The organism is Streptomyces colwelliae (assembly GCF_048158785.1).
Taxonomy (GTDB): Bacteria; Actinomycetota; Actinomycetes; order Streptomycetales; family Streptomycetaceae; genus Streptomyces.
Window position 1 is genome coordinate 19,858 of sequence record NZ_JBLTJC010000084.1, and the last position, 13,738, is coordinate 33,595.

The window sequence follows — 13,738 nt, forward strand, 5'->3', positions numbered from 1 at the left end:
CCGGAGCCGTTTCCCGGCTCCGGGATTTCCGGTTGCCGTAAAAGATCTCTCCCACAGGTGAGGGAAGTCCCGTGCAGTTCCGCCAACAGGCCCTCGCCAAGCTCCAGTCGCCCGAAGAGCTCGATCTTCCGGTGCGCTTCGCGCGTCCCCAGGGCTGGCTCGTGCTCTCCGTGACGGTGGTCGTGGTGGCCGCCGCGTCCGTGTGGGCGGTCACCGGTTCCGTGGCGTCCACGGTCGGGGCGTCCGCCATCCTCACGCACGGGGAGGGCAGTTACATCCTGCAGAGTCCGGTGGCCGGACAGGTCACCGCCGTCCTCGCGCAGGAAGGAGAGCGGCTGCCCGCCAACTCCCCTGTCCTGAAGGTCCGTACGAGCGAGGGCGACTCCGTCGTGCGCACGGTCGCCGCGGGCCGGATCACCGCGCTCGCCGCCACCATCGGCCAGATCATCCAGACCGGCGCGAACGTCGCCGCCGTGGAGAGGGTCGAGCACGCGACCGACCCGCTGTACGCGACGGTGTACGTGCCCGCCGAGAACGCGGCCTCCATCCCCGCGAACGCCGCCGTCGACCTGACCGTGTCGTCGGTTCCGACGCAGACGTACGGCGTGCTGCGCGGCCATGTGAAGGCGGTGGACCGGTCCGCCGAGTCGGCGCAGCAGATCTCCGCGTTCCTCGGGGACAGCCAACTCGGCGAGCAGTTCACCAAGAAGGGCAGGCCGGTGGCCGTGCTGGTGAAGCTCGACAAGTCGAAGGGGACGAAGAGCGGCCTCAAGTGGTCCTCGAAGGACGGCCCGCCGTTCGCCCTCACCTCCATGACCATGGCCTCGGCCTCGATCCGGCTGGCCGATCAGCGTCCCCTCGATTGGCTGCTGCCGTGAGCCCCGCACAGGACACCCGGAGCAGACGCCGCTCCGCCCCGCCGAAACGCCCGGTCCCCAAGGGCCGCGCGAAGACGGTCCGTTCACCCACGGTCCTCCAGATGGAGGCCGTCGAGTGCGGCGCCGCCTCCCTCGCGATGGTCCTCGGTTTCTACGGCCGCCACATCCCGCTGGAGGAACTGCGCATCGCCTGCGGTGTCTCCCGCGACGGCTCACGCGCCAGCAACTTGCTGAAGGCGGCGCGCAGTTACGGCCTCACCGCCAAGGGCATGCAGATGGACACGGCCGCCCTCGCCGAAGTCCGGTCGCCCGCCGTCCTGTTCTGGGAGTTCAACCACTACGTCGTCTACGACGGCATGGGGCGCCGCCTCGGCCGCCGTGGGGTGTACATCAACGACCCCGGCAAGGGCCGCCGGTTCGTGCCCATGGAGGACTTCGACGCCAGCTTCACCGGTGTCGTCCTCGTCATGGAACCGGGCGACGGTTTCGAGAAGGGCGGGCGTAAGCCGGGCGTCCTCGGCGCGATGCCGGCCCGGCTGCGCGGCACCGCGGGCACGATGCCCGCCGCCGTCCTGGCGAGCCTGCTGCTGGTGGCGGTCGGTGCGGCGATGCCCGCGCTCAGCCGGACCTACATCGACATGTTCCTGATAGGCGGTCAGACGTCCCTGCTGGGCGTCCTGTTCGCGTCGATGGGCACCTGCGTGCTGCTCACCCTCGCGCTGACCTGGCTGCAACAGGCGAACCTGCTGCACGGCCGCATCATCTCCTCCACGCTCTCCAGCGCCCGCTTCCTGCGCCATCTGCTGCGGCTGCCGGTGACGTTCTTCTCCCAGCGCAGCCCGGCCGACCTGGTGCAGCGCCTCCAGTCGAACGACGCCGTCGCCGAGACCCTGGCCCGCGACCTCTCGGCGGCGGGCGTGGACGCGGTGGTCGTGGTGCTCTACGCGTTCCTCCTCTATACGTACGACCCCCAGCTCACCTATGTCGGCATAGCTGTCGCGCTGCTGAACGTGGTGGCGATGCGGGTCGTCATCCGGCTGCGCGCGACCCGTACCGCGAAACTGCGCGCCGACAGCGCCCGGCTCACCAACACGGCATACACCGGGCTCCAGTTGATCGAGACGATGAAGGCGACCGGCGGCGAGGACGGCTACTTCCGCAAGTGGGCCGGACAGCACGCCACCACCCTGGAGGAACAGCAGCGGCTCGGGGTACCGAGCGCCTGGCTGGGCGTGGTCGCGCCGACGCTCGCCTCGCTCAACAGCGCGCTGATCCTGTGGATCGGCGGCATGCGGGCCGTGGAGGGGGGCATCTCGGTCGGCCTGTTGGTCGCCTTCCAGGCACTGGTCACCCGCTTCACCGCGCCGATCACCCGACTCAACGGCGTCGCGGGCCGCATCCAGGACTTCGCGGCCGACGTGGCCCGCCTCAAGGACGTCGAGAACTTCCAGGCCGATCCCCTCTACTCCCGTGCGGGCGGCGCCGATTCGACCCGCCGGCTGCAAGGACACGTCGAGCTGGAGAACATCACCTTCGGCTACAGCCCGCTCGACAAGCCGCTGCTCACCGGTTTCGACCTGACGGTCGGCCCGGGTCAGCAGGTGGCACTGGTCGGCGGCTCCGGCAGCGGCAAGTCGACGGTGTCCAGGCTGATTTCGGGCCTCTACACGCCCTGGGAGGGCGTGATCCGCATCGACAACCACCGACTGGAGGACATTCCACGCGGCGCCCTCGCCGCCTCCGTCTCCTTCGTCGACCAGGACGTCTTCCTCTTCGAGGGCTCGGTCCGCGACAACGTGGCGCTGTGGGACCCGTCGATCCCGGACGAGGCCGTGACGGACGCGCTGCGGGACGCGGCCCTGTACGACGTGGTCATGCGGCGGCCCGGCGGCATCCACAGCCGGGTCGAGCAGGACGGCCGCAACTTCTCCGGCGGTCAGCGTCAACGCCTGGAGATCGCACGGGCGTTGGTGCGCAGGCCCAGCATCCTGGTCCTGGACGAGGTGACGAGCGCCCTGGACGCGGAGACCGAGCTGGTCGTGATGGACAACCTGCGCAAGCGCGGCTGCGCCTGCGTGGTGATCGCACACCGGCTGAGCACGGTGCGGGACAGCGACGAGATCGTCGTCCTCGAACACGGCACGATCGTGGAACGCGGGCGGCACGACGCCCTGGTGGCGGCCGGCGGCGCGTACGCCACGCTGGTCAAGGAGCGGTGAGATGACGTCCGTCCACGAGGGCGACCTGGTCCTCGGCGCCCTGGGAAACCTGGGCACGCCGATCGACTGCGCCGGATCCAACCGCCTCGACCTCGAAGGCCCGCAGGTGCTGTGGCTCGTCGCGTCGGGCGCCATCGACCTGTTCGCGGTCGACGCCGTCCAGCAGGGCCACTGGCACCACCTCGGCCGGCTGGAGGCGGGCTCGCTGCTGCTCGGCCCGGTCGCCGGGCCCCAACACACGCTGGTGGCACGCCCGTTGCGGGACTGCGTGGTGCACCGCATCAACCTGCGCGAGCTGTACCAGGCCGCGGACACCCAGACCTGGTCGTACGACGAGTACGGCAACCCCCAGTACGTGCCCCCGACTTCGAGCCCGCTCGAATACGCCCTCGCCCTCGGCGTCGGCCGCGGCCTCTCCATCCTCTTCCAGGCACCGATGGCCGGCGAACGGGACGCCGCGCTCACCGACGACGACGTCTTCTGGATGCAAGTCCCCCCGGGCAGCGTGCAGTACGGCTCGATGTACGGCGCGGAGGCGGCGGCCGACCTGCTGATGGACCCGGGTGTCTGGCAGGGCATGGTCGACCAGCAGTACCGGCTGCTGTCCACGCTGGACAAGTGGATCGAGCAGCTGGAGCGCACCCACGAGACCCGAACGGCCGCCGGGATCAAGGCCGGTGAGGCCGTGCGCGCGCATGCCGACCGGACGCTGCTGGCGTCGATCGGCAAGTCGTCGGCGCGGCGTACGACGGCCGCGGACGCCGACGCGTCGTACGCCGCCTGCAAGTTGGTCGCCGAGGCGGCCGGCATCCCCCTCGCCGAGCCCGCGCAGAGCGGCAGCGAGAGCGACCGCCTCGACCCGGTCGAGCGCATCGCCCTCGCCTCCCGGGTCCGGGTACGGGCCGTACGGCTCGACGGGCGCTGGTGGCGTGACAACGTCGGCCCGCTGGTGGGCCATCGGGCGTTGTCCGGGGCGCCGGTCGCGCTGCTGTGGCGGCGCGGCGGCTATGTCGCCGTGCACCCGGCGACCGGCCGCGAGACACCGATCGAGAAAGCGAACGCGGAGGAATTCGAGCCGCGCGCGGTGATGTTCTACCGTCCACTGCCCGAGCGGCGGCTCAGCCCGTTCGGTCTGCTGCGCTTCTCCATGCAGGGCACCGCGGGCGACCTGACGAACCTGCTGATCAGCGGGCTGGTGACGGTCGCCATCGGGGCGTTGGTGCCGATCGCGACGGGCAAGGTGCTCGGCGAGTTCGTGCCCAAGGCCCAGACGGGACTGATCGTCCAGGTCTGTCTGGCCGTGATGATCACCAGCGTGGTCGCGGCGGCCTTCATGCTGCTGGAGAACCTCACCATCCTCCGGCTGGAGGGCCGGATCGAGGCAACACTCCAACCGGCCGTCTGGGACCGCCTGTTGAGACTCCCGACGAAGTTCTTCACCGAACGCTCGACGGGTGAGCTGGCGAGCGCGGCGATGGGCATCAGCTCGATCCGCCGTCTGCTGGCGGGAGTCGGACCGGTCGTCGCCCAGTCGGTGACGGTCGGTGTGATGAACTTGAGCCTGCTGTTCTGGTACAGCCCTTCCATGGCGCTCGCGGCGATCGGCATGCTCGTCGTGATCGCGGCCGTGTTCCTGGGCCTCGGGCTGTGGCAGGTGCGCTGGCAGCGCAAGCTCGTCGTACTCAACAACAAGCTGAACAACCAGGCGTTCCAGACCCTGCGCGGCCTGCCGAAACTGCGCGTCGCGGCGGCCGAGAACTACGCCTACGCGGCCTGGGCCTCCGAGTTCGCCCGCAGCCGCGAACTCCAGCAGCGGGTCGGCCGGATCAAGAACCTCACCACGGTGATGGGCGCGGTGTATCTGCCGGTCTGCACCCTGCTGATGTTCATGCTGCTCGCGGGCCCGGCGCGCGGCTCGATGTCGGCGGCCTCCTTCCTCACCTTCAACACCTCGGTGACGATGCTGCTGACCTCCGTCACCAGCCTGACCGGCGCCTTCGTCTCCGCGGTGTCGGCGCTCCCGCTCTTCGAGGAGATCAGGCCGGTCCTGGACGCGGCCCCGGAGGTCCGCACCGCGAGCACCCGCCCCGGCCGGCTGTCCGGCGCGATCGAGGCCCGCCGGGTCTCCTTCCGCTACGCCGACGACGGCCCCCTCGTCCTCGACGACGTGTCCTTCGAGATCCGCGCGGGCGAGTTCGTGGCGATCGTCGGCCCCAGCGGCTGCGGCAAGTCCACCCTGCTGCGCCTCCTCATCGGCTTCGACAAACCGGTCTCCGGCAGCGTCCTCTACGACGGCCAGGACCTCGGCGCCCTCGACCAGTCCGCGGTACGGCGGCAGTGCGGGGTGGTGCTCCAGCACGCGCAGCCGTTCACCGGTTCCATCCTGGACGTCATCTGTGGCACCGAGCCGTTCACGCCGGAGGAGGCGATGGCGGCGGCCGAGATGGCGGGGCTCGCCGAGGACATCAAGCGGATGCCGATGGGCCTGCACACGATCGTCGCGGGCAGTGGCGCGGTGTCGGGCGGCCAGCGTCAACGCCTCATGATCGCCCAGGCGTTGATCCGCCGGCCGCGCATCCTCTTCTTCGACGAGGCGACCAGCGCCCTGGACAACGAGACCCAGCGCACGGTGATCGAGAGCACCAAGGCCCTCAACGCCACCCGGATCGTCATCGCGCACCGCCTGTCGACCGTGCTCGACGCGGACCGTGTCGTCGTCATGGAGGACGGCAAGGTCGCCCAACAGGGGCCGCCCGCACAGCTGTTGGCGGACACGGGCGGTCGACTGCACGAGCTGGTACGGCGGCAGATGGCGTGACGGGTCAGTCCAGGCCCGGGACGGGCGCATCAGAGGGCAGCCCGGCCGCCACATAGCCGTCGTAGAAAGCCTTCCAGGGCACGCCGGCACCGGAATGCGGCCCCTCGACGCGCTCGCCGCGGGCCTTCGCGTCCAGGGCGGCCAGGCAGACCTCCCAGCCGGCGCCGTTGCGGGACGCGGTGTTCTCGGCGCTCAGGACGTTGGTGAGCGTGAAGCGGGTGCGCTTCTCCTCGATCTCCTCCAGGTCGAAGTGCAGTTCGTCGTCGCCCCATGCGAAGGAGAGGTGCCGGGGCGCGTCGACGGCGATGACCCGGCCGGTCGAATCGGGCATGTTGGGGTCGCCGCTGAAGGTGACCGTGCCGCCGGGGCGCAGATCGAAGTCGGCGCGTGAGGGGAACCACTGGGCGAGTTCGTCGGGGTCGGTCACGAACTGCCAGACGCGGTCGAGGGATTGGTCGTAGGTGCGGCTGAAACGGACGGCGGGGCGACCGTCGTCCAGGGTCAGGTACGTGCCGGTGAGATCGACGGACATGGCGGATCAGTCCTTCGGGGTCGGTTCCTTGGTGTCGGTGTCCTCCGACGTCTCGTCGAGGCGTTGGCCCAGCCGGTCCAGGCTGCGGTTCCACAGCTCACGGTAGGGAGCGAGCCAGGCGTCGAGTGCGGCGATCGGGGCCGGGTCGAGGGCGTAGACGCGGCGCTGCGCGTCCTGCCGTACCCGGACCAGGCCCGCGTCCCGCAGCACCCGCAGATGCTTCGACGTGCTGGGCTGGCTCAGACCGCATGCCTCCACGATCTCGCCGACGGGCCGGGGGTGTGGCCATGGGCTCGACCCACGCCGTACGTACAGCCGCTTCGCTCGGAAGGTCTGTTCCTCTGCGCTCGCGTCCTGGGGGCGGCCGCTGCCGCCCAGGCTGTGCCAGGTGTGGGTGTCGAACTGGTAGAGGCCGCCGTAGGTGCCGGAGGGGTCCACCGCGCCGGGGCGGCCGCCCGACTCGCAGGTCGCGAGGCCGTGCCAGTTGAGCTGGTCGGCGCCCTGTACCGAGGTGGGCATCGGCTTCGTGCCGACCTTGACAAGCTGCGAGCGGGGTTCGCGGATCAGCTGGTCGTCGATCCGGCGGGGCTTCTCCTTGACGCCGTTGACCGTGCGGAGGGCGTAGGTGACGCGGCGCAGGCCCGGCCGGCCCGCTCGCTCGACGACCTCCGTGCCCTTGAAGACGGTGGGGTCGTCGGTGCGTTCCACCTTGAAGGGGATCGCCTCCTCGCGGACCTCCCGCGTGCCGGTGACACGGAGGACCGTGATCGTCTGGCCGTCGCGCGGGAAGCTGGTGGGCGGGACCGAGGTGGTGTCCTCGCCGTGGAGGCCGATGCCGGCCTCCTGGACCACCCGGCCGACCGTCGCCGCGTTGGTACGGATCGTGCGGGCGCGGCCGTCGGCCATGATCGTGACGGTGCGTTCGGTGCGGACGTCGAGGGCGAGTCCGGCGCGGCCGATGGGCTGGGAGCGCGAGGTGGAGACATAGGCGCCCTCGGCCCGTACGCCGAGTTGTTCGAGGGCTCCGTCGACCGTGCGTGCCGTCGTCCAGACCTCGCGCCGGTGGCCGTCGATGGTGAGGCGCACGGGGCGGCCGTAGCGCACCGCGACCTCGTCGCCGCTGGCGAGGGGCGCGTCGCGGCCGGGGGCCACCACGTCGTGCGCGCCGACGTCGACGCCCTGCTGGGCGAGGAGTTCGGTGACGTCGTCGGCGAAGGTGTGCAGGGTGCGCGGCTTGCCGTCGACGCTCAGCTCGATCGCCTTGTCCTTGGCGACGAACGCGGTGGTGCCGCCGGCGAGGAACGCGACGACCAGCGCCTGCGGCACCAGCCTGCGCATCGCGGAGCCGGAGTCCGAGCGCTCGGCTCTTCGCCGCCGCCCGTGCCGTGCCGCCGGTTCGCTCTCCGGCTCCACGGTGCCCGCCTGGCGCGGGAACGCCGGTTCGTACGCCTCGTAGGCGGGGCGGTACGTGTCCTCGTACACCTCGGTGGGCCCGTCGGTGTACGCGTCGGCGCGCACACCGCGGTCGTACGTCTCGTAGGTCTCGTAGTTGCTCACGCCGACACGCTCCAGAAGGCCACGGGGGTCCGGATCGGGCCAACAGAACCTAGCGGAGTGACCGTCACTCTCCAAAGCGACGCGGCTACCCAGAGTTGTGTTCGATGAAGCCCAGAAGCGTCGTGCGGACTCTCACGTCAGGACTCTCAATAGCCGAACGCCCGGGCCGTGTTCGCCGCCAGTGCCGTCGCCAGCGCGTCCTCCCCGATGCCCCGTACGGCCGCCATCGCGCGCACCGTGACCGGAATGAGATAGGGGGCGTTGGGCCGTCCGCGGTACGGGGCCGGGGTCAGGAAGGGGGCGTCGGTCTCCACCAGGACCAGTTCGAGGGGGGCCACGGTGAGCGCGTCCCGCAGGTTCTGGGCGTTCTTGAAGGTGACGGTGCCGGCGAAGGACATGAAGTAACCGGCGCGGGCGCAGAGTTCGGCCATCTCGGCGTCGCCGGAGTAACAGTGGAAGACCGTGCGCTCGGGGGCGCCTTCCTCCTTGAGGACGCGCAGGACGTCGGCGTGGGCGTCGCGGTCGTGGATGACGAGGGCCTTGCCGTGCCGCTTGGCGATCTCGATGTGGGCGCGGAAGGACTTCTCCTGGGCCGCCTTGCCCTCGGGGCCGGTGCGGAAATAGTCGAGGCCGGTCTCGCCGACGCCCTTGACCTGCGGCAGCCCGGCGAGACGGTCGATCTCGGCGAGGGCCTCTTCGAGGGCCGTGTCGCCGCCGGGGACTCGCGCGCCCTGCCGGGACCAGCCGTCGGGGTCTCCGTGAACTATGCGCGGGGCTTCGTTCGGGTGCAGGGCGACGGTCGCGTGGATCGCCTCGTGCCGGGCGGCCGTCTCGGCGGCCCAGCGGGAGCCCTTGAGGTCGCAGCCGACCTGTACGAGCGTCGTCACGCCGACCGACGTGGCCTTGGCGAGTGCCTCGTCCACCGTGCCGGACTGCATGTCGAGGTGGGTGTGGGAGTCGGCGACGGCCACCCGGAGGGGCTCCGGGAGCGGCGGCGCCGCGTTCTTCTCGCCGCCGCGTCCGCTGTCGCTGTCTCTGGAGGAAGGCATGCCCCGATCCTACGAAAGAGGCATGCCCGCCCGGTCGTCGGAGCCGGTCAGCTCGCCTTGCGGTGGAACGGGTGCAGCAGGTCGGACAGGTGCCAGTGGTGCTCCTCGCGCTCCGGCAGCGGGGTCACGGCGGCGTCGCCGTCCGCACCCTCCTCAGCAGCCGCCTCGGTCCGGGGCCGCGGCGCCTGGTACTGCCGCTGCGCGGCCTCCCGTACCGACGACACCTGGCCCGCGCGCATGATGCGCACGACATGCCCGTCGCAGTTGAGGCACGCGGGCCGGCTGAGCGGCGACGGCACGACCTGGCCCTCCGCCACGTACATCACGAACTGGTGGCCGTCGGTGTCGACGTGGTGCTCGATCTCGTACGACTGCTCCCAGCCGTGCCCGCACCGCATGCAGGCGAAGGAGTACGACTCGTTGACCACTGCTGTGGCACCGCCACGGAGGCCGGTCTGCCCTGCGATCTCACTCATGCCAGCTCCTGCTTGCTTTCCGCTGGACAAGCGCCCCCGGCGTGGGATTCCCCCCGGAATCCGTTGGAGGCGAGGGACGGGTGCGTCCCTTCATCCAGTGGACGCCTCCGGCAGGGCGAATGCATCAGTCCTGTCGACTGTTGGAGGCGATTTGGACTTTCCTTGTCGAATCGCCCTGTCCAGCCGGTCCGGGCTTTGCATTGCGTGACCGCGCTTTGCCCCGCCATGGGGCGCGCGCTCATAGGAACAGCGCCCCGCTCAGAGGAACCTTCCCCGCAGGTCAGAGGGGTTTTTGCGCAAGCTCAGAGGGGTTTTTGCGCAGACTTCGCCGCCACCACGGCATCGAACACCTCGCGCTTGGGAACGCCTGCCTCGACGGCCACGGCGGCGATCGCCTCTTTACGTCGCTCCCCCGCCTCCTCGCGCACCCGCACCCGCCGTACCAGCTCGTCGGCGCCGAGTTCCTCGGCCTTCTCGGGGGCGCCCTCGACGACGACGGTGATCTCCCCCCTGACACCCTCGGCCGCCCACTCGGCCAGCTCGCCGACGGGGCCGCGCTTGATCTCCTCGTACGTCTTCGTCAGCTCGCGGCAGACGGCGGCCCGCCGTTCCGCGCCGAACACCTCGGCCATCGCGGCGAGGGTGTCGTCGAGCCGGTGCGGCGCCTCGAAGTAGACGAGGGTGCGCCGCTCACCGGCCACCTCCCGCAGCCGCGACAACCGCTCGCCGGCCTTCCTCGGCAGGAATCCCTCGAAGCAGAACCGGTCCACCGGCAGCCCCGACAGCGCGAGCGCGGTGAGCACGGCGGACGGTCCCGGTACGGCGGTGACCTTGATGTCCTTCTCCACGGCGGCGGCGACCAGCCGGTACCCCGGGTCGGACACGGACGGCATCCCCGCATCGGTCACCAGCAGCACGCGCGAGCCGCCGAGCAGCGCCTCGACCAACTCCGGTGTCCGCGCCGCCTCGTTGCCCTCGAAGTACGACACGACGCGCCCCTTGGGCTGCACCCCGAGCGCCTGGGTCAGCCGCCGCAGCCGCCGGGTGTCCTCGGCGGCGACCACGTCGGCACCCGCCAACTCCTCGGCGAGGCGCGGCGGGGCGTCCGCGATGTCGCCGATGGGGGTGCCGGCAAGGACCAGAGTTCCGGGAGCAACTGTCACGTTTCCATCCTCTCAGGGGAGAGAGGCGGGACTCACACAGACCTGTTCCCTACGATGGCGCGGTGACCAGTACCGCGTCCTCCACGGACACCCGGCAAGGGCGGGCCCCGCACGAGCAGCGGCCGTCGTGGCAGCAGCGGCTGCGCCGATTCGGCTATTCGGCGGGGCCCAGAAGCGACGTACGCGACCGGCTGGTGCCGCCGTACGCGGAGCCCAGCCCGCGGCTGTGGGCGGCGCTCGGCTTCTCGCCGGCGCTCGTCGACCGCATCACCCGCTGGTCGGGCTGGGGCGGCCCGCTGCTGGTCACGCTCATGGCGGGCGTGATGCGCTTCTACCACCTGGGCAGCCCGAAGGCGGTGATATTCGACGAGACGTACTACGCGAAGGACGCGTGGGCGCTGGTCCACCGCGGCTTCGAGGTCAACTGGGACAAGAACGCCAACGACCTCATCCTCCAGAACAACGGTCACATCCCCATCCCGACGGACGCGGCCTACGTCGTGCACCCGCCGGTCGGCAAGTACGTCATCGGCATCGGCGAGCTGATCTTCGGCTTCAACCCGTTCGGCTGGCGCTTCATGACGGCGCTGCTGGGCACGCTCGCGATCCTGATGCTGTGCCGCATCGGCCGCCGCCTGTTCCGCTCCACGTTCCTGGGCTGCGTCGCCGGCGTCCTGATGTCGCTCGACGGCCTGGCCTTCGTGATGGCCCGCACCTCGCTGCTCGACGGCGTGCTGATGTTCTTCGTGGTGGCCGCGTTCGGCTGCCTGCTGCTGGACAGGGACAGGGCCCGGGCGAAACTCGCGGCCGCCCTACCGGTGGACGCCGACGGCCGGGTCCGCCCCGACGCCCACATCGCGAACACCCTGTTCCTCGGCTGGCGCCCCTGGCGCTGGATGGCGGGCCTGACGCTCGGCCTCGCGATGGCCACCAAGTGGAACGGCATGTTCTACGCGGCGGCCTTCGTGGTGATGGCCCTGCTGTGGGACGTCGGCTCCCGCAAGGTCGCGGGCGCGAGCAAGCCGTACGCGGCGGTCCTCAAGTACGACCTGTTCCTCACCTTCGTCGCCACCGCCCCGGTCGCGATCTCGGTGTACGTCCTGTCCTGGCTCGGCTGGATCCTCTCCCCGGCCAACGGCACCGGCGGCTACTTCCGCAACTGGGCCGCGACCGACGGCAAGGGCGGCACCTGGAGCCACTTCATGCCGGACTGGGCACGCAGCCTGTGGCACTACGAGCACGAGGTCTACGAGTTCAACGTCGGCCTGCACTCGCCGCACACGTACATGTCCAACCCCTGGAGCTGGCTCGTCGACGGCCGCCCGGTGTCGTACTTCTACGAGTCCCCGTCCCCCGGCGCGGACGGCTGCCCGGTGAACGCGGGCGAGAAGTGCGCCCGAGAGGTCCTCGCCATCGGCACCCCGCTTCTCTGGTGGGCGGCCTGCTTCGCGCTCCTGTACGTCCTGTGGCGCTGGGCGTTCCGCCGCGACTGGCGAGCGGGCGCGATCGCCTGCGGCGTGGCGGCCGGCTACCTCCCCTGGTTCATGTACCAGGACCGCACGATCTTCTTCTTCTACTCCATCGTCTTCCTCCCGTTCCTCTGCCTCGCGGTCGCGATGCTGATCGGCGCGGTCATCGGCCCACCGGGGTCCAGCGACACGCGGCGGGTGGCGGGCGCGGTGGGGGCCGGCGTGCTGGTCCTGCTGGTCACGTGGAACTTCATCTACTTCTGGCCGCTGTACACGGGGACGGCGATCCCCATCGACCAGTGGCGGTCGCGGATGTGGCTGGACACCTGGGTCTAGTCCTGCTTGACGAAGTCGTCCGCGGGCCCGCCGTCCAGTCTGTCCGTGCCGGGTCCGCCGTACAGCTTGTCCTTGCCGCCGTCGAATCTGCCGCCGTCCTGGTTGTCGCCGTAGATGATGTCGTCGCCGCTGTTGCCGTGGAGGACGTCGGCGCCGACTCCGCCGTGGAGCTGGTCGGCGCCGGGGCCGCCGTAGATGATGTCGTCGCCCGCGTCGCCGTTCAGGCCCTGGCTGCCCGCGCCGCCGTAGAGGATGTCGTCGCCGCGGCCGCCCGCTCCGCCCGCCTGGTCGCCCTCGGCGTGGATCGTGTCGTCGCCGTCGCCGCCCTCGGCGTACCGCTCCACCGTGAGGGTGTCGTCGCCGTCGTCGCCCCAGACCGCCTGGGCGTCGTTCCCGACGCCGGTCCAGGTGTCGTCGCCGTCTCCGAGGTGGACCTCGTTGGAGCCGAAGGTGTCGGCGACGTGGTTGTGGATCGCCGCGGTGTCGTCGCCGTCGCCCAGCTGCATCACGAACGTCGTGTACGGGCCCGTCGCCATCTCCTCGATCACGACCGTGCAGACGGCCTTGGTGCGGTCCCCGGCGTCGGGGTGGGTGCAGTCGGGTCCCTTCGTGTCGATGGGCACCACGTCGTCGATCTCGTAGTGGAGGATCCGCCCGTCATCGTCCGACGTCTCGGTGACCGTCACGTGGTTGGCCTGGCCCCGGGCGGCCTTGTAGAGGCCCCCCTGGGCGACGGCCGGCGGCCCCTTGTACGGCTCGGGCTCCCGGTGCAGCGCGATCCGTACGGCGGCTCCCAGCGCCAGCACCAGGATCAGCACCACCGCGACCCGGAGCACCCGGTGTCCGCCGATCCGAGAGAACATCGCACTACCTCCGTGGGCCAGTTGGGGGCCGGTCACCGTTCCCGACCCCCGACCCCCTCCCCTGGTTGCCCGGCATCGCCCAGCCTTCGCCGTACGTTCACAGGTGGTCCGTCAGCCGGCGAGGGGCGGGGAGCGGCCGGCGGTGACCGCCACGTCCTACCCGAACCGCCCGGGGAGGGCCCGGGTCCGGCCGGCCCCGCCCGAACGCCGTCCGTCAGCCGCGCTGGACGGTGTCCGGGCCGGGTCCGTGGACCGTGTCGGCCCCGGGCCCGCCGTCGGCGTTGCGCGCGGAGCCGTTCACACGGATCGTGTCGTCGCCGTTGTCTCCGTAGGCGTCCCCTTCCGCTACGCCACCAACGGCACCGCCCTCACCACCCT

The 13,738-nt window shown here is 70.9% G+C and carries 9 protein-coding genes and 2 pseudogenes; 4 read left to right on the forward strand and 7 right to left on the reverse strand.

The features are described 5' to 3' along the window. Positions 1-71 precede the first annotated feature (71 nt). From ACNFOC_RS19450 to ACNFOC_RS19460, 3 genes are read left to right on the forward strand one after another with little or no spacing between them, the layout of a single operon-like run. Positions 72-878 (forward strand): HlyD family efflux transporter periplasmic adaptor subunit, encoded by an 807-nt coding sequence (locus tag ACNFOC_RS19450; protein ID WP_416960350.1) that lies wholly within the window; start codon positions 72-74, stop codon positions 876-878. Beyond that, entirely contained in the window at positions 875-3,097 is a 2,223-nt protein-coding gene (locus tag ACNFOC_RS19455) for an NHLP family bacteriocin export ABC transporter peptidase/permease/ATPase subunit (protein ID WP_416960351.1), read from the forward strand. The genes ACNFOC_RS19450 and ACNFOC_RS19455 overlap by 4 nt, the downstream gene beginning before the upstream one ends. Before the next feature lies 1 nt (position 3,098). Then, the gene (locus ACNFOC_RS19460) at positions 3,099-5,915 is read left to right on the forward strand and encodes an NHLP bacteriocin export ABC transporter permease/ATPase subunit (protein ID WP_416960352.1); all 2,817 of its coding nucleotides are present in this window, start codon (positions 3,099-3,101) and stop codon (positions 5,913-5,915) included. A 4-nt stretch (positions 5,916-5,919) separates the two neighbouring features. Here the strand turns inward: ACNFOC_RS19460 and ACNFOC_RS19465 are convergent, their stop codons facing one another. The 6 genes and pseudogenes from ACNFOC_RS19465 to rsmI form a co-directional block, all read right to left on the reverse strand. Beyond that, positions 5,920-6,447, reverse strand: coding sequence for an SRPBCC family protein (locus tag ACNFOC_RS19465; protein WP_416960353.1), 528 nt, complete (start codon positions 6,445-6,447; stop codon positions 5,920-5,922). A 6-nt stretch (positions 6,448-6,453) separates the two neighbouring features. Next, positions 6,454-6,714, reverse strand: a pseudogene (locus ACNFOC_RS19470) (ArsR/SmtB family transcription factor); the annotation flags it as partial. Positions 6,715-6,726: 12 nt separating this feature from the next. Next, a pseudogene (locus tag ACNFOC_RS19475) lies at positions 6,727-7,965 on the reverse strand (resuscitation-promoting factor); the annotation flags it as partial. Positions 7,966-8,150: 185 nt separating this feature from the next. Beyond that, the gene (locus tag ACNFOC_RS19480; RefSeq protein ID WP_416960354.1) at positions 8,151-9,053 is read right to left on the reverse strand and encodes a TatD family hydrolase; all 903 of its coding nucleotides are present in this window, start codon (positions 9,051-9,053) and stop codon (positions 8,151-8,153) included. A 47-nt stretch (positions 9,054-9,100) separates the two neighbouring features. Next, positions 9,101-9,529 (reverse strand): hypothetical protein, encoded by a 429-nt coding sequence (locus ACNFOC_RS19485; protein WP_416960355.1) that lies wholly within the window; start codon positions 9,527-9,529, stop codon positions 9,101-9,103. Between the two features lie 302 nt (positions 9,530-9,831). Beyond that, entirely contained in the window at positions 9,832-10,692 is an 861-nt protein-coding gene (rsmI, locus tag ACNFOC_RS19490; RefSeq protein WP_327403427.1) for a 16S rRNA (cytidine(1402)-2'-O)-methyltransferase, read from the reverse strand. A 62-nt stretch (positions 10,693-10,754) separates the two neighbouring features. Here rsmI and ACNFOC_RS19495 point away from each other — a divergent pair, with 62 nt between their 5' ends. Further along, complete coding sequence (locus ACNFOC_RS19495) at positions 10,755-12,497, forward strand: dolichyl-phosphate-mannose--protein mannosyltransferase (RefSeq protein ID WP_416960356.1); 1,743 nt, start codon at positions 10,755-10,757, stop codon at positions 12,495-12,497. Here the strand turns inward: ACNFOC_RS19495 and ACNFOC_RS19500 are convergent. Next, positions 12,494-13,360: a calcium-binding protein gene (locus ACNFOC_RS19500; RefSeq protein WP_416960357.1), complete on the reverse strand. Its 867-nt coding sequence runs from the start codon at positions 13,358-13,360 to the stop codon at positions 12,494-12,496. The two genes, ACNFOC_RS19495 and ACNFOC_RS19500, sit on opposite strands and share 4 nt — an antisense overlap. Positions 13,361-13,738 lie beyond the last annotated feature (378 nt).